Raw genomic sequence first — 17,351 nt, 5'->3', positions numbered from 1 at the left:
AGGAGGCTGTATGCCGATTGATATGAGTGTCTGGCAAGGCCGCAGTGATCCTGAAGACGGCAACAAAGGTCTGCGCTGGCACGAAAAAGTCCAGCCTGCCGACAACGCAAATGACAGCGGCATCATGCTGCTGGGCTTTGCCTGCGACGAAGGGGTATCCCGCAACAAGGGCCGTACCGGCGCCTATGATGCCCCGGTTGCCATTCGCCGTGCACTGGCCAATCTGGCCTGGCATCACGAAGGGCCGGTGTATGACGGTGGCAACATCAGTTGCGACGACAGCAATCTGGAACTGGCACAACATCGCCTGTCCGAAGATGTCAGCCGTGCCCTGCGTCAGAAGCACAAAGTAATTGTGTTTGGCGGCGGCCATGAAGTGGCCTGGGGATCGTTTCAGGGCATCGGTAACTACCTGCTGCAAAAACAGCATGTTGCGACAGAAGGTAACGACGAAGCACCACGCATTGGCATCATTAACTTCGATGCCCACTTTGACCTGCGCAACCCGCCGGGTGGTCAGCAGTCCCAAAAAGGCAGCTCTGGCACACCTTTTCATCAGGCGGCCCGCTTTTGTGAAGTGCATAACTGGCCGTTCAAATACGCTTGTCTGGGCCTGGCACGGACCAGCAATACAGAAGCGCTCTATGAAAAAGCAGACCGGCTGGGCGTGTTTTACAAAGATGACCATGAACTGAACTATCAGAAGATTGAACAGACACTGGTCGAACTGCAGCGTTTCATTGATCAGTGTGACTACCTCTATCTGACCATTGATCTGGATGTGTTCCCGGCCTCAGTGGCACCGGGCGTCAGCGCCCCGGCCGCCCGCGGCGTGCCGTTCGACATCGTAGAAATGCTGCTGGAACCGATTTTAAAAGCCAGAACCCCGAAAGGTGAATCGAAGATCCTGGTCGCGGATCTGGCTGAGTACAACCCTCGATTTGATATTGATAATCAAACTGCACGGTTAGCTGCACGGCTGGCCTGGACTATCGCCCGCGCGATTCGTTAATCGAAGAGCGGCAAGGAGAGCAAAATGACACAACATAATTCACGACTGGATACCACCCGTACCATCAAGGCGCCAACCGGCACGACGCTGAATGCCAAGTCATGGCTGACAGAAGCTCCGCTGCGCATGCTGATGAACAACCTGCATCCGGATGTCGCTGAACACCCGCATTCACTGGTGGTTTACGGTGGTATTGGCCGTGCAGCCCGTAACTGGGAATGTTATGACAAAATTGTTGAAGTTCTGAAGCGTCTGGAAGACGACGAAACGCTGCTGGTTCAGTCCGGTAAACCTGTGGGTGTATTCAAAACACACAGCAACGCACCACGAGTCCTGATCGCAAACTCGAACATTGTGCCACACTGGGCAAACTGGGAGCACTTCAACGAGCTGGATAAAAAAGGCCTGATGATGTACGGCCAGATGACTGCGGGCAGCTGGATCTACATCGGCTCTCAGGGCATCGTGCAGGGCACTTACGAAACTTTCGTTGCGATGGCACGCCAGCACTTTAACGGCGATGCTTCCGGTCGCTGGATCCTGACCGGTGGTCTGGGCGGTATGGGTGGCGCTCAGCCGCTGGCAGCAACCATGGCAGGTTTCTCTATGGTTGCCGTTGAGTGTGACGAATCCCGTATCGATTACCGCCTGCGTACCGGTTATGTCGACTGTAAAGCAACGACGCTGGATGAAGCACTGGCAATTATTGAAGAAGCAAAACAAACTGGTAAGCCTGTGTCTGTTGGCCTGCTGGGCAATGCCGCTGACGTTTTCCCTGAGCTGGTGAAACGCGGTATCGTGCCAGACTGTACGACAGACCAAACCTCTGCCCACGATCCGCTGAATGGTTACCTGCCACAAGGCTGGACCATGGCACACGCGGCAGAAATGCGTCAGAAAGACGAAGCTGCCGTTGTGAAAGCAGCCAAACAATCCATGGCGGTTCAGGTTCAGGCGATGCTGGACTTACAAAAAGCCGGTTCTGCAACCGTCGACTACGGTAACAACATCCGTCAGATGGCGCTGGAAGAAGGCGTTGAAAACGCATTTGATTTCCCTGGATTTGTACCGGCTTACATCCGTCCGTTGTTCTGTGAAGGTGTTGGTCCGTTCCGTTGGGCTGCCCTGTCCGGCGACCCGGAAGACATCTACAAAACCGATCAGAAAGTCAAAGAGCTGATCCCGGATAACCCACACCTGCACAACTGGCTGGACATGGCGCGCGAGCGTATCCAGTTCCAGGGACTACCGGCGCGTATCTGCTGGGTCGGCCTGAAAGACCGTGCCCGTCTGGGTCTGGCATTCAACGAAATGGTCCGTAACGGCGAGCTGAAAGCCCCGATCGTAATTGGCCGTGACCACCTGGATTCAGGTTCTGTTTCAAGCCCGAACCGCGAAACTGAAGGGATGATGGACGGTTCAGACACCGTATCCGACTGGCCGCTGCTGAATGCCCTGCTGAACACCGCTTCCGGTGCAACCTGGGTATCTCTGCACCATGGTGGTGGTGTGGGTATGGGCTTCTCCCAGCATTCAGGTATGGTGATCGTCTGTGACGGTACCGACGAAGCTGAAGAGCGTATCCGCCGCGTTCTGCGCAACGACCCGGGTACAGGTGTGATGCGTCACGCAGACGCTGGCTACGACATTGCGATCAACTGTGCCAAAGAGCAGGGCCTGGATCTGCCAATGATCACTGACAAATAATTTCGAGCAGGAACAATGACTATGTATCAATTAGAAATCATCCCGGGAAAACTGAATCTGAAGCAGCTGCGTGAAGTGAGCCGCAACCCGGTGAAATTGTCTCTGCATGACTCAGCGCTGGCAGGCATGAAAGCCAGCACTGAAGCGGTTGAAAAGATCATTCGTGAAGACCGTGTGGTATACGGTATCAACACCGGGTTTGGTCTGCTGGCCAACACGCGGATCGCAGTGGAAGATCTGGAAACCCTGCAACGCAGTATCGTCCTGTCACATGCAGCCGGTATTGGCGAATTCATGGATGACGCGACTGTCCGTCTGATGATGGTACTGAAAATCAACAGTCTGTCCCGTGGCTTCTCCGGCATCCGCCCTGAAGTCGTCAATGCCCTGATCACTCTGGTCAACGCTGAAGTGTATCCTTGCATTCCGAAAAAAGGCTCTGTCGGTGCATCCGGTGACTTGGCGCCACTGGCACACATGAGTACTGTCCTGCTTGGCGAAGGTCAGGCACGTCACCATGGTGAGATCATTTCAGGTGCTCAGGCACTCAAAGCTGCGGGTCTGGAGCCGATTGTTCTGGCACCGAAAGAAGGTCTGGCCCTGCTGAACGGTACGCAAGCCTCGACTGCCTTTGCACTGGAAGGTCTGTTTGCCGCAGAGGATCTGTTCTCTGCAGCGACCGTATGCGGCGCAATGTCTGTCGATGCAGCACTGGGCAGCCGTCGTCCGTTTGACCCGCGTATTCACAGCGTCCGTGGTCATCGCAGCCAGATGGATGCCGCCGCAGCCTACCGTCATATGCTGGATCACCGCAGTGAAATCGGTGACTCACACGTCGACTGTGAAAAAGTGCAGGATCCGTATTCCCTGCGCTGTCAGCCACAGGTGATGGGTGCCTGCCTGCAGCAAATCCGTCAGGCCGCCGAAGTGCTTCTGGTCGAGTCCAACGCGGTTTCTGACAACCCGCTGGTCTTTGCGGAAGATGATGACATTATCTCCGGCGGTAACTTCCATGCAGAACCAGTCGCCATGGCAGCTGATAACCTGGCGCTGGCAATTGCTGAAATCGGCAGCCTGTCTGAGCGACGCATGGCGCTGTTGATTGACAGTGCACTGAGCAAACTGCCACCGTTCCTGGTGGACAATGGCGGCGTGAACTCAGGGTTCATGATTGCTCAGGTGACTTCTGCAGCTCTGGCAAGCGAGAACAAAACCCTCGCCCACCCGGCTTCGGTTGACAGCCTGCCAACCTCGGCAAACCAGGAAGACCACGTCTCAATGGCTACTTTTGCCGGTCGCCGTCTGGCGGACATGGCTGAAAACACTCGCGGTATCCTGGCGGTTGAACTGCTGGCTGCTGCGCAAGGGCTGGATTTCCGTTCACCGAGAAAGAGCTCCGGACGAATCGAAGAAGCCAAAGATCGTCTGCGTGAGCGCGTCAGCTTCTATGATAAAGACCGCTACTTCGCGCCTGATATCGAGAAAGCCAATGCGCTGCTGCTTGAAGCCAGCTATAACAATCTGATGCCTGAAGCACTCCTGCCGAGTGTATAAGCCAGACAAAGGTTAAAAACGAAGCCGGGATAATCCCGGCTTTCTTTTTGCCAGAGCCCAAAATCATACGCTGCCTTGCCCATACATCTGGCTTCATTTTCTTGTCCTGCGCGTAACCATCACTACACCATTCCCACAAAGATAACCCGCCACGTGAGAGAATCCAGGTCATTCCTATTTTTGCAAAGCCAATTGCCTGTTTTTGCTCTTTAATCAGTAGAAACACAAGAAATAGTCTAAGCTGTGATGAGGTAGAGCCGGGGCAACTGATATAAATCAAAGAGAATGAATCGCATCAGGCCATAATAGCCGGTAACTGTCAGCGAATACGTGGCAGGCTAACCTGTGCCCCTACAGATTTGGCGTCACTGTCTTTTAAATTCAGTCCGATTGGACTGTGTTGTTCCGTTATTTGATTTGTACCCAAACTGGTTTGTACCCGGAGGATGCTATGTGGCAAGCGATTTCCGATCAGCTTTCAGACGTACTCGAACACCCCTTTACAATCCGAGAGCGGGATACCCTCCCCGGCGGGGATGTGAACGACTGCTACTGCATCAGCGACGGGGACCAGAGGTACTTCATTAAACTCAACGACAAAGAACACCTACCCGTCTTTGAGGCCGAAGCAGAAAGTCTCCGCCTGTTAAATGAAACCGGTTTTGTCACCGTCCCTGTCAGCCGGTATATGGGGGTCAGCCGGGACAAGGCTTTTCTGGTGCTGGATTTCATGCCCATGAAAAGTATGGATACCGAAGCTGCACATACTCTGGGGCAGCAACTGGCGCATTTACATCAATGGGGGGAACAGCCTGAATATGGCTTCGATATGGACAATTTTATTGGTCTGACCCCTCAGCCCAACCAATGGCGGCGAAAATGGTGCCGTTTCTTTGCCGAACAACGCATTGCCTGGCAGCTTCAGCTCTGTGAAGAAAAAGGCATGGAGTTCGGCAATATTGATGTCATCACCGGAAATGTGATTGAAATCCTGTCTGCCCGCCAGCCCAAACCTTCCCTGCTGCACGGCGATTTATGGCATGGCAATACTGCCCTCAGTGTCGACGGCCCGGTCATTTTCGATCCGGCCAGTTACTGGGGAGACCGGGAATGCGACATTGCCATGACAGAGCTTTTCGGTGGATTTCCTGAAAGCTTTTACAATGGCTATCAGTCGGTCTTTCCGCTGGATGAAGGCTACAGCCAGAGACGGGATTTATACAACCTCTACCATCTGCTGAACCACTGCAACCTCTTCGGTGGTGAATACCTGGATCAGGCCGAACACTGTATCCGTAAACTGGACCTGAACAGCAGGTAATCTCCCGCCGCTCACTGCAATTTGACTACCGTCTTCAGGGCTGAAGTGATAAGGTTCACACTCCTTAAGTTTCACTTCAGCCCAAGACAGGATTCAAATGTTAAAAGCCGCAATCTTTGATATGGACGGCCTTCTGGTCGATTCTGAACCTTTCTGGCAACGTGCTCAGGTCGAGGTATTTTCTTCTCTGGGAGTCAAAATTTCTCAGCAGGATACGCTGGAAACCATGGGACTCCGCATCGACCACATTGTTGACCTCTGGTTTGAGCGTCAGCCATGGCAGGGACCAAACTGCCAGGAAGTCAACGACCTGATCACCAAACGCGTCGAAGCACTGGTTCAGGAGCACAAACCCATGTTACCCGGTGTTCTGGAAGCCATCCAAACCTGCCAGGAGCTGGGCCTGAAAATTGCCTTGGCTTCATCTTCACCAATGAGTCTGATCCACGCCACGCTGGATGCGCTGTCGCTCACCGAAGCTTTCAGTGCACTGTTCTCTGCCGAGCACCTGCGTTTTGGTAAACCTCACCCGGAAGTGTATCTGAATGCAGCTGATGCACTGGGTGTTGAGCCCCATCTGTGCGTCGCATTTGAAGATTCGCTGAATGGCCTGCTGGCGGTGAAAGCGGCACGGATGAAAAGCATTGCGGTTCCGGAAGCTCAGCATCGCGAGGACCTGCGCTGGTCCATTGCCGACCGAAAACTTAACTCGCTGCTCGAAGTAAATAAAGAATTAATCACCGGTCTTTAATCAGCTTCAGTGATGATTAGCATTTCTGTTTTTACCAGCAGAGATGCTAATCCATTGAATTCTCAGTTCCTCTGCTTTTTCCAGCCGCATTGAGGCTGTTTTGACTCAAAAAAATAGAGTTCACTTCACACCTTCAGACGCTTGTCCACCGCAGATTTCCGAAGTTGCCAGGCACCCGCTTTCCAATCCGCAAAACTTCTCAGCAACTCAAAGTTTGCGGTTAATTCACGGCAAAAACTAATCCGGCTCGCTAGGATTAACATAACGGTTTACAAATCGATTCTCCGTGTCATTTCAGGACGAGGCGCTTTATCTCATCCTCCGGGTTCAGCGCTGAGCCGGACCCGAATGCACAGGGAAAATACCACTCTCCAGTAAGGAAGTTGGACGTAGTGTCTGTGTGCCATTTGGTGTTAGGTACATGTTAAGGAGTTTAGAATGAAGAATTACAGCGAGCAGAGTGTGATTTGTCCGCATTGCGGCCACAATATCCGCATTACGCTGGATACCAGTGCCGGCAGCCAGGAGTTTTATGATGATTGTCCCGCCTGTTGTCATGCTATCCACCTGAACATGCAGGTCGATGACCTGCACAAAACAATTCATTTGTTTGTGGATGCAGACGACGAGCAAATTTTCTGAGCACACCTCCGTCGGAGTGTGCATGAAACACCGCCCTGCCTTATGGCAGGGCGAATAATTTGTGGGCCACGCATCAGCTGCGGGCGGCCATGACACGCTCTACAGTATCAACAACAGCCTGAGTCTGAGGATCAATCTCAATATTGATTGCATCCCCCGGACGCCGGGTTGCCAGATTGGTTCTGGTGAGCGTCTCCGGAATCAGATTGACATTGAAGCGTTGTGCTTCCACATCACCAATCGTCAGACTGGCACCATCAATGCCGATATAACCTTTCGTGAACACATATTTCATCAAAGACGACGGCATCGAGAACCAAATCTGGTAATTGTTTTCAGATTCAATCACCTCATCCACCGTTGCGGTTGTCATGATATGTCCCGACATATTGTGACCCCCGATTTCATCCCCGAATTTCGCCGCACGCTCGATGTTCACCCGGTCCCCTTCACGGAGCAAACCAAGATTGGTCACACGCAGGGTCTCCTGCATCAAATCAAACGACACAAGATTGCCATCGATTCGGGTAACCGTCAGACAGCAACCGTTATGTGCGACGGATGACCCAAGCTCTAAGCCATGAATGAGCTCATCCGGCAAACGAAGCACGTGTGTCTGGAAATCTTTTTTCTTTTTAATTTCAACAACTTAAAAAGTTCCCTGAACAATTCCTGTAAACATCTGTCCTCCGCATTTAAAAGCAAAAACAAGCTTTAACTCACAATTTGACCACAAAGTTAGAACAACTGTCCCAAAATTTTGTGACTCGATTGTATTGGGTCAGGCAAATACTTATCCTTACTCACCGTAATGTTTCGCAGCGGTATTACGCTTAATTTCCTGACCATGTTTAAATCGCACACCAATCACCTGGGCTTCCGAATCCAACTTACTTTAACGACAGTCATTCTTCTGAGTGCCATTGGTGTCGGCATGATTTGGTACAACAGTTCTGAACGCGCCATCACCCAGGCGATTGAAGGATTTTACCGCCAGAGCAATGACGTCGTGAAAGATCACCTGGATGAATTTTTTAACAATGTCCGGCTGATCTACAAACAACAGGAACTGATGTCTGACGAACTGGATGCGATCGTTCAGGACAGAACAAAAATGCAGCAGTACCTGACCGATTCTCTCGTTCAGCACCCTAACATAGAGCACTTTTACTTTGCTACTCCGGAAGGCGGATTCAGGCTGATTGGCCGCGACCCGGATATTGTCCGGTTCAAACTGCCTGAAAGCTATGCAAATTATCTGGAATTTATCGAAACTGAGCGCCCGGAAGCAAGTGCGCTGCACCGCTACATTATTCATCCGGAAAAACAGAACATCCTGCTGAATACCAAGGAATACTATGACGCCCGCAAACAACCCTGGTTTTTTCAGGCGCTGACTCATGACCAGGCCGTATGGAGTGAGCTGATCAAGCGTGAGGAACAGCAAGGTGAGCTGGGGGTTACGTTATCAAAAGCAGAATACGACCAGGCCGGCGAACTGCTGGGTGTCTGGGGCATGGATATTGATTTAACGCCGCTGATTGATGAGCTGGAAAGTATCAAAATCAGTCCGAACAGCGTCATCACCATTCTGGGCCGACAGGGAACAATACTGACCAGTACCCGGCCGGATCATGTGGCTGCCTACGGGGAACTGAAAACGATTGATCCTCAGCAGACGCCGCTTCTCTATAAAGTCTGGAAATACAGATACGGGCACACAACCGAAGTCAGCCCGGTCTACCGTTTTCACTGTCAGGGACAGGACTGGCTGAGCTATACCGGCTATTACACTCTGGACGGGGATGACCGGGTCACCATCGTCATGCTGTCGCCGTTAAGCGACTTCACTTCTGTCTTCATGACAGCCAAAGATACGGCCATCATCCTGACTCTGGTACTCATGATCATCGCTGCCATCTACGGGTACTACGGAAACCGTTACATTCTGACGCCCATTCAGCGCCTGACACACGCGATTAACAATATCAGCAAGGGTCATTGGGGGCAGACCCTGAACCTGAAACGGAATGACGAAGTGGGCCAGCTGGCGGATGCATTCGATGATATGAGCCGGCATCTGGAACAAACCATTACCCACCTGGATCAGGAGCGCGAAGAAACGGCCAGACTCAACCTGTTACTGGAAAAACAGAATCAGGAACTGGAGGCCAGAGTCGCAGCCCGCACTCTTGCCCTGAAGGAAGCCAACAGCCGTCTGGAAAAACTGGCTTTTTATGATCCCCTGACCAACGCACCAAACCGCCGTTATTTCTGGCAGCGGTTCAATGAAATGCGGGATCGGCAAGGGTGCTGGCTGATGTTACTGGACGTGGATAATTTCAAAAAACTGAATGACACCTACGGACACCAGGTTGGCGATCAGGCCCTTCAGCATCTGGTCAATATCTGTAATGACACCTTTGACGAACCTGACTTTATTGGACGAATCGGTGGCGAGGAGTTTGCAATCTGCTCTCTCGCTCCGGATGAAAGCACCATTCGCCGGATTGCAGATAATCTGTTGAAGCGCATTGCTTCAATCCCGGTTTCACTGGGAGACACGTTGATCACCATCACCGTCAGTATGGGGATCACCCAGTGTGAACCCGGCAGTAAAGGCTGTTTTGGCATTGCAGACGGATTGCTTTATCAGGCGAAACAATCGGGTAAAAACAAAGCGCTGATGATGAATCTGCAAGAGCGCGGCTAGCTTAGTGAGACTGATTGAATAAATCGTTGTCTGCCGGAGGGAAGCCGATATAATCACTACTGAATAATCTTCCAACAAGATATCCCTGCCCGCTGGAGCAATTTGTGCATTTTTATCGTCTTGAAACTAAGCGATTGCTTAAACTCGCTATTCCCGTTCTGATCGCTTCTGTTGCCCAGACTGCGATGAGTTTTATTGATACTGTGATGGCCGGTAGTGTCAGCGCAACTGATATGGCTGCGGTCTCCGTGGCTTCCAGCATCTGGATGCCTGCAATTCTGTTTGGAATTGGTGTACTGCTCGCCATGGTACCCATCGTCGCTCAGCTGAATGGTTCCGGACAGAAAGAAAAAATCCCGTTTCAGGTTCAGCACAGTTTTCTCTTAGCGCTGCTACTGTCTGTCCCTGTGATTCTGGTGCTGTATAACGCTGGCGTCCTGATCGATTATATGGCGCTCGAAAGCGTCCTGTCTGAAAAAACCATCGGTTATCTGCACGCGGTTCTTTATGCCGTTCCGGCCCTGTTTCTGTTTCAGGCTTTACGCAGCTTCTCTGAAGGATTATCCCTGACGGTACCGGGCATGGTGATTGGTTTCATCGGCCTGCTTGCCAACATTCCTCTGAACTGGGTCTTTGTCTACGGTAAATTTGGCGCACCGGCTCTGGGCGGTGTAGGCTGCGGCGTCGCAACCGCCATTGTCTACTGGCTGATGTTCTTTGCCATGCTGATTTACGTCCTGGTGAACAAAAAACTCAACCGGATTGGGCTGTTCAACACCCTGTATCAGCCTGAAATGAGTACCGTCACCCGCCAGTTCAAACTGGGTTTTCCGATTGCGGCCGCACTGTTTTTTGAAGTCTCGCTCTTTGCCGCCATTGCCCTGTTGATTGCGCCACTTGGCTCCATTGTAGTGGCCGCTCACCAGATTGCGATTAACTTTTCCTCGCTGGTCTTTATGCTCCCAATGAGCCTGAGCGCAGCGACCAGTATCCGGGTTGGACATCAGCTGGGTGAGAAAAACTTCGACGGCGCCAGAATTTCCAGCCATTGCGGTATCTGGCTGGGCGTCGCAGTCTCTCTGACCACCGCGGTACTCACGGTCATTTTCCGTGAACCCATCGGATTGCTCTATACCGATAACCCGGAAGTGGTCAGTCTTGCCGCCCAGTTATTGTTCCTTGCAGCGGTTTACCAATGCAGTGATGCCATCCAGGTGGTCGCTGCCGGTGCACTCCGCGGGTATAAAGACATGCAGGCAATTTTCGTCCGGACTTTCATTGCCTACTGGATCTTCGGCCTGCCGACCGGTTACACCCTGGGAATGACGCATCTGGTCACCGAGCCGATGGGCCCGCACGGATTCTGGATTGGTAACGTGGTTGGTTTGACGGCCGCTGCCATCATGCTGACAACACGCTTACTGTGGCTGCAACGTCAGGATCACGACTTCCAGCTGGCCCTGTCAGTCCGCTAATCCAGGCTCTGAAATCTGGCAACAGCACATAGAAGGCAGCGAAAGCTGCCTTTTCTTTACCTGAAAAGTCAGCATGTTAGCGTATACTTTGAAAAAACCGTCTGAAGTATCGCCCATGCTTTTTGTTCTCCGTCATTTTATTGCTGATCTGAAAGTCTTCCTGCTGTCGCTCTGCCTTATGCTGCTGAGTGGCTGCGACACACCGTCGTCCGAAAGCAGTTTCGCAAATTATACCGATCGACTGGCCTCGGTTCTGGACAGCAGTGAACCCGAAGCACCCAAGACTGCAATCCCCCCGCTGCCGGAAGTCAGTGAACTACTGCAACAGACAGAAGATGTCCGAATGGGCCTGCTGGATGCTTACGAGTTAAGAGCATGCGGCCTGTTTCAGCTGATTGCGGAGCGAAATTCCGTGCTGGGTAAAGTTCAGGACCGAACAAGGCAACTGCGTTACGAATTACTGTTACTGGACGGTATCGGTCACTGCCTTGCCATGCTGCCACAGAACAGCAAACTACAGGCACAGCTCATTCAGGTCCAGCGCATCAAACAGCAGGATTTACCCAAATATTTCTGGAACATGCTGCTCACCGGTGAAGAATGGCAGAAGCAATTCAAGCCGACCCATATCGCTTTCCCGTTAAACGCTATGCCCGGCGCTTCTGAAAGTCAGCATATTTTCCGCGGAATCGCCGAGATCGCCCGACAAATCAGCGCAGGACAGACGGTGACATCCCAAGCCGCAGACAACTTGCTGACCTATCAGGCAGACATTCATACCTTCCGTTATCTCGGCCAGTTGTTTTACGCCATGGCCCGCGCCCGGGACTGGCTCAATACAACCACCCGGTTGCTGAACAGCCAGGATTCGCAGGTGATGTGCGGTCCAAACCGTAACCAGCAACAAGCCGATTACCTGCAGAACGTGTTTTATAAGTTTTATGTCGGCGAGATTCAGCCCTATCTGGCAAAACTCGACAGTCAATACCAGGAAATTTCGCCCGATCTGCAAGCCTTATTTACAACGCCAGCACGCCCCGCTGCACTGGCTGACTACCAGAGTTATTACATTGACGGTGCATTACACAGTCAGTTTCGTGAAGCCACGCTCAACCATGTGCATTACTGGCAGACACTCTTCAAACGCTGTGGGATAAAGGTCGGACAGACCGGATAGCCTTCGCTATGCTTGATGAACAGAAATCGCGATGGAGTGACGCAATGAAAAAAATAAAAAATGAGCAAAAGTTGCTGAAAAAAGCCATGGAACTCGGCATCGCCTTTGCCCGAAAGCAGGGATACGAAGATTTTGGCAAAGGCATCTCTGAAAAAGACAAAGTCGAATGTATCTATCGCCTGCTGGTCGACGTCAAACAAATCACCCCCCTCGCCCCGGATCAGGAAGACGGCCCCAACATGCGTCACAAACTGGCCATCTGGATTTCCCGGCTGTTGCCGCCGGATCATGAGTTACTGCAATAATTCTTCCCGAAAAACAATCACTCACTGACTGAAAGCGCACCAGGCAGTACAAGTTGCAACCAAACAGTCACGAAAAATAAAAAAGCCAACTCAAACACTTGCACCGGAGGGAGTGAATCGCTAATATTCACCCCGTTCTGATGTAGAGCACTTCCATGATACGACCGTAGCTCAGCTGGTTAGAGCACCACCTTGACATGGTGGGGGTCGGTGGTTCGAGTCCACTCGGTCGTACCAAATTTCGCATTAGAATAACGTTGCTGTAAAGCAACCATAAAATTGAGATTTCGCGTCTGTAGCTCAGCTGGTTAGAGTACTACCTTGACATGGTAGGGGTCGGTGGTTCGAGTCCACTCAGACGCACCATATTTCGCAATTGCCTCCCCTTTCAGGCAGTTTGCAACAGACAATACGACCGTAGCTCAGCTGGTTAGAGCACCACCTTGACATGGTGGGGGTCGGTGGTTCGAGTCCACTCGGTCGTACCAAAATTTAGAAAATCTGCGTCTGTAGCTCAGCTGGTTAGAGTACTACCTTGACATGGTAGGGGTCGGTGGTTCGAGTCCACTCAGACGCACCATATTTCGCAATTGCCTCCCCTTTCAGGCAGTTTGCAACAGACAATACGACCGTAGCTCAGCTGGTTAGAGCACCACCTTGACATGGTGGGGGTCGGTGGTTCGAGTCCACTCGGTCGTACCAAACAAAGAAGCCCGTTCGAAAGAGCGGGCTTCTTTGTTTTTCAGTCATCTGAACACTTTTAATTTCCTTCTCCGCTATCTCTTCCAGTACCTGAAACGCAAGTGCACTCTCCCTACCCTCTGACGATTTCTTTTATCTTATTACCCTATTGATAAACAGACCTTTGTTTTCAATCCATATCCCAATGATGCGCCGCAAAATGGTGGAAGATCGTTTAAAACAGGCCGGGAAGGCCTGGGGGTTCTCAAGAGCAAAAGTCGTCAAGGCAATGTACAAATCCCCCTACACGGTGAAAGCTAGGGAAACGACCGAGCGCAAACCGCGAACCATACGAGAAGTCAAAAGGCTGTGTTCGTTGTCGAATATTCGTGTTGAGTGGTATTTAGCGGACGAAGGCCCGATGCGACCTGTGAAAACCGAAGCCCAAGAACAGGAACTGTTAGCCCTGTTCTCAGAACTAACGAAAGAGCTGCAAGATGCGGTGTTGAGGGTGATGAAGGTTTAAGAACAGACCAATCCAATAATCTCTATAAAACCGATAAACTAGAAAGTTGATAGTTACTTAGATTTATGGAACCAAGAATTTCATCAAAGCTTAAAGAAAGCCTACTCTATCACAATTTTGATATCTGCCTCTCAAACTTTAGCCAAACGTTTAATCCTTTTGATAACATTAGACATGAAAGAATTATTTTTAAATAGTCTACTCACATATGGTTGAGGATATTATGGATAAAGACCTTTTTGTTGTATTGAGTGACATTCATGCAAATAGTAAGAACATAAGTACTATAGAAAGCCGACTAAAAAAATTTAATGGCAAGCTTAATTTTATTAAAAAATCACGCCAGTTAGAGAGAATAAATATATTAGTCTCAGGTGATATTGCATTTAGCGGGAAAGACTCTGAATACGAAAGCCTAAGAGAACAATTTTTAATACTAAAAAATAATTTCAATCTTATACTTGCGCCTGGTAACCATGACCATGATTTTAGTACCTACAGTGCAGCAATGAGAGAAACACTTCTGAAGTTACCAATGGATAAAATTGATCCTGTTATCATTGATAATGTAACAGAAGGCCAAGCAGAGTATTACAAGTTTGAAAATGAATTTACTAACGTAAACAAAGTAGAAGAGAAAAAATTAAGCAAGCTGTACGAAATTAATGGTGATAGTAAATTTTTAATACAGTCATTAAATACCGCCTGGTGTTCAAATTTAAAAGAAATAGGTGGTCAAATAAGCTTCCCTCCATCTGAACTAATTAAGCCAAAAGATACCAAATCTGTTAAGATAACATTTTTCCACCACCCTCTTTCTTGGTTTGAGCCTAACAATTCTAAGGAATTAAGAAACTTACTAAGGGCCAACAATGATATCATAATAACTGGTCATGAACATTCCAAAGATAGCTTCAAAATTGAAACAGATCAGTCTTCATGCTTGATGATTGAATCATGTGCTTTTCATGACCATAACTTAGACGAAAATGGATTTATTACTTTTCAATTCATCGGTGAAGATGTCTCAATAACTCAATACTTGTGGTCACAAGGTGAATTTAAAGAATCTCAAACCACAAAAAAATCTGAAGTAATAAAATCATCTACTGTTTCAAGTCAAGGTTATTATCTATCTTCAAAAAACTTTGAGTTTTTAAATGATATTGGCGCAGGGTATTCACACCCAGATATTGAAAGTATAAAAATTGATGACCTTTTTGTTTATCCAAACTTAAGAAGAGTTCCCAGCGACGCTAATATAAAAAGGGAAAGTTCAAAGCAGTTAATATCTAAAAGTGATTTAACTAGAGTGATTTTGATAGGAGATGAGTGCTGTGGAAAAACAACTCTTCTAAAAAAACTATATTTAGATGTAATCAACAGCAATGATATTGCATTGTTTTTAGATGGAAATAAGATAAAAAAAGCAAATCGTTTTGATCATAATAAATTGAACGATGAAATAATAGATCAATATGACAACTTAGACTTGGAAGAATTATCAAAACTAAACAACAAGAAAACATTATTTATAGACAACTTTGATTTAATTAAAGGTGACAACCTATCTTGTAAAAAGCTCATTGAATTTCTTAATAAGTTTTTCGATCAAATATTAATTACGGTTTCAGATACATATGACATCGAAGAAATGAATCTTAAAGGAGAAAAGGTTTTTTCAAACGATTTTGTTAAATATGAAATTCTTAAACTTGGATATAGGTTAAGATATGAGATTATCCATAAGTGGAACCAAGCTAAACCTCATTGTGTAGACAATAACAAACAGTTAATTCTGACTAATGATGTAGCATCAAAAAAAATAAATAGAATCATTGGGAAAAATTACATACCTTCAACACCGTTTTTCTTGCTAACAATGCTTCAGTCAATGGACAGTAATCAAGCCTCAGACATGAACACTAGCTCTTATGGATATTATTACCAATATTTAATAACTAGTAGCCTAGGTTCAGCCTCAGTAAGAAAAGAAAATCTAGACGAGATATTTAACTATATTACAGAGTTGTCATTTTATTTCTTCAATCATAATACAAATGAAATAAGCAATGAATCTCTATGGGATTTTAATAATTATTTTTGCCATGAGTATGCTTTACAGATTGATTGCAAGGATAGATTAGACCTACTATCAAGGGCGAAAATACTTCAAAAAAATGAAGATCACATCAAATTCAAATATCCATACATATATTATTTTTTCATAGCAAAGTATCTATCCAATTCAATTGGTGAAGATAAAACAGAAGAAATAATCGACACATTAATTTCCACTCTAGATAAAAGAAGAAGCATGGACATATTAATGTTTCTTACTCATCATTCAAAAGACAAGACGATCCTCGATAGAATAATAACTCATACCGAAAAACTATTTAATGAACTCACCCCAAGCGATCTAGGCGTCAAATCATCATTTATTGATAGAATAGTTGATAATTTACCCGAACATACATATGAAAAAGTTAACCCTCATCAATTTAGACAAGAAATAGAAGAACGAAAAGATATAAATAGTGACAGTCATCATTCAGATGAATCAATTGATGATGAAATTAATAGTAAAAATACTGAGATGGATAATGGTGAATCTGAAAACTTCATTAAAAGTATTAATTTAGTATTTAAATCATTAGACCTACTTGGTCAATTAACAAGAAACTATTATGGATCACTAAAAATGAGCCAAAAGGAGCTGTTACTGAAAGAAGCAATTAATGCCCCACTTCGTTCATTAGAATACATCTTCAATAAATTACTAAACAACCCAGATAGATCTTTAGATATGATTGAAGCTAAGTTAAAAGAAAAGTTAACTGGGGAATCTTATACTAAAAGAGAAATTAACAATCTTGCTCGTCAGCTTTTGTTCAATTTAACCACCGCTATTTCATATAACGTAATAAAAAAAATATCTACATCAATTGGAAGCAAAAACTTAATACCTGTTATTGAAAAGATATCCAAAGATAACCCTACCAATTCGCTATTACTTATAGAATATTCAACAAAACTTGATCTAGGTTCTCATAGAAGTATAACTGAACTGAAAAAAATATATTCTCAAGTTGAAAATAGTAGCATTTCAACCATGCTTTTAAAATCAATGGTGTTAAATTACTTGTACATGTTTGAAGTCAAAGATAAACATGTAAAGAAAATATGCGAAATAGCTAAAATTAATTACACTCCAATTTCCCAACAAATAGGTTATGAGAAATTAACAACTAGAACTGGGTAAATCATTTTTGAGCAGATACAAGTACTATCTGCTAATCTACTCCCTACTGCTAATCACCTATAATAGCAATATTTCCCCTCTGAACTACGTTACTATCCGCATTGATAGCAACATATATACTATCCCCTTCGGCACCACACAGCTTGCACTCTGCACATGGCCGTCCTGATCCAGTGTTTCGGTGACACTTTCGCACATCCACTCGCCGTTGAATTGTGGGCG

Annotated in this window: 13 protein-coding genes and 5 tRNA genes; 17 read left to right on the top strand and 1 reads right to left on the bottom strand. The window is 47.5% G+C overall.

All coding sequences use genetic code 11. The features are described 5' to 3' along the window. Positions 1 to 10 precede the first annotated feature (10 nt). The 6 genes from hutG to SPK40_RS03335 all read left to right on the top strand — a co-directional run bounded on the left by hutG (position 11) and on the right by SPK40_RS03335 (position 6,987). Positions 11 to 1,012: a formimidoylglutamase gene (gene hutG / locus SPK40_RS03360; protein ID WP_248140401.1), complete on the top strand. Its 1,002-nt coding sequence runs from the start codon at positions 11 to 13 to the stop codon at positions 1,010 to 1,012. 24 nt (positions 1,013 to 1,036) lie between these two features. Next, positions 1,037 to 2,719 (top strand): urocanate hydratase, encoded by a 1,683-nt coding sequence (gene hutU / locus SPK40_RS03355; RefSeq protein WP_248140402.1) that lies wholly within the window; start codon positions 1,037 to 1,039, stop codon positions 2,717 to 2,719. 21 nt (positions 2,720 to 2,740) lie between these two features. After that, a complete protein-coding gene (gene hutH, locus SPK40_RS03350; RefSeq protein WP_442957542.1) occupies positions 2,741 to 4,273 on the top strand; it encodes a histidine ammonia-lyase in 1,533 nt (510 codons plus the stop codon). Between the two features lie 451 nt (positions 4,274 to 4,724). Then, positions 4,725 to 5,594, top strand: a complete 870-nt coding sequence (locus SPK40_RS03345; protein WP_248140404.1) for a fructosamine kinase family protein — start codon at positions 4,725 to 4,727, stop codon at positions 5,592 to 5,594. Between the two features lie 97 nt (positions 5,595 to 5,691). After that, positions 5,692 to 6,345, top strand: coding sequence for a hexitol phosphatase HxpB (hxpB, locus tag SPK40_RS03340; protein ID WP_330959428.1), 654 nt, complete (start codon positions 5,692 to 5,694; stop codon positions 6,343 to 6,345). A 438-nt stretch (positions 6,346 to 6,783) separates the two neighbouring features. Continuing rightward, entirely contained in the window at positions 6,784 to 6,987 is a 204-nt protein-coding gene (locus SPK40_RS03335; RefSeq protein ID WP_248140406.1) for a CPXCG motif-containing cysteine-rich protein, read from the top strand. Positions 6,988 to 7,060: 73 nt separating this feature from the next. Here SPK40_RS03335 and SPK40_RS03330 read toward each other — a convergent pair whose 3' ends face one another. Next, positions 7,061 to 7,627, bottom strand: coding sequence for a riboflavin synthase subunit alpha (locus SPK40_RS03330; protein WP_330959850.1), 567 nt, complete (start codon positions 7,625 to 7,627; stop codon positions 7,061 to 7,063). Positions 7,628 to 7,834: 207 nt separating this feature from the next. Here SPK40_RS03330 and SPK40_RS03325 point away from each other — a divergent pair, with 207 nt between their 5' ends. The 11 genes from SPK40_RS03325 (at position 7,835) to SPK40_RS03275 (ending at position 17,129) form a co-directional block, all read left to right on the top strand. Next, positions 7,835 to 9,700, top strand: coding sequence for a sensor domain-containing diguanylate cyclase (locus tag SPK40_RS03325; RefSeq protein WP_330959427.1), 1,866 nt, complete (start codon positions 7,835 to 7,837; stop codon positions 9,698 to 9,700). A gap of 104 nt (positions 9,701 to 9,804) precedes the next feature. Next, entirely contained in the window at positions 9,805 to 11,175 is a 1,371-nt protein-coding gene (locus tag SPK40_RS03320) for an MATE family efflux transporter (protein WP_248140409.1), read from the top strand. A 115-nt stretch (positions 11,176 to 11,290) separates the two neighbouring features. Continuing rightward, positions 11,291 to 12,352, top strand: coding sequence for a DUF3080 domain-containing protein (locus SPK40_RS03315; protein ID WP_330959426.1), 1,062 nt, complete (start codon positions 11,291 to 11,293; stop codon positions 12,350 to 12,352). Positions 12,353 to 12,396: 44 nt separating this feature from the next. Continuing rightward, on the top strand, positions 12,397 to 12,657 hold the full coding sequence (locus SPK40_RS03310) for a DUF5062 family protein (protein WP_036753032.1): 261 nt from the start codon (positions 12,397 to 12,399) through the stop codon (positions 12,655 to 12,657). Between the two features lie 160 nt (positions 12,658 to 12,817). Next, a tRNA-Val gene (locus SPK40_RS03305) sits at positions 12,818 to 12,894 on the top strand. 52 nt (positions 12,895 to 12,946) lie between these two features. Continuing rightward, positions 12,947 to 13,023: transfer RNA gene (locus SPK40_RS03300), tRNA-Val, on the top strand. A 45-nt stretch (positions 13,024 to 13,068) separates the two neighbouring features. Then, positions 13,069 to 13,145: transfer RNA gene (locus SPK40_RS03295), tRNA-Val, on the top strand. A 15-nt stretch (positions 13,146 to 13,160) separates the two neighbouring features. Then, positions 13,161 to 13,237, top strand: a tRNA-Val gene (locus SPK40_RS03290). 45 nt (positions 13,238 to 13,282) lie between these two features. Next, a tRNA-Val gene (locus SPK40_RS03285) sits at positions 13,283 to 13,359 on the top strand. 199 nt (positions 13,360 to 13,558) lie between these two features. Continuing rightward, entirely contained in the window at positions 13,559 to 13,864 is a 306-nt protein-coding gene (locus SPK40_RS03280) for a hypothetical protein (protein ID WP_330959425.1), read from the top strand. Between the two features lie 223 nt (positions 13,865 to 14,087). Continuing rightward, positions 14,088 to 17,129: a metallophosphoesterase gene (locus tag SPK40_RS03275; RefSeq protein WP_330959424.1), complete on the top strand. Its 3,042-nt coding sequence runs from the start codon at positions 14,088 to 14,090 to the stop codon at positions 17,127 to 17,129. Positions 17,130 to 17,351: the final 222 nt, after the last annotated feature.

Source organism: Photobacterium sp. 53610 (assembly GCF_036409375.1).
GTDB lineage: Bacteria > Pseudomonadota > Gammaproteobacteria > Enterobacterales > Vibrionaceae > Photobacterium.
This window is presented reverse-complemented; position numbering and strand designations above follow the sequence as displayed.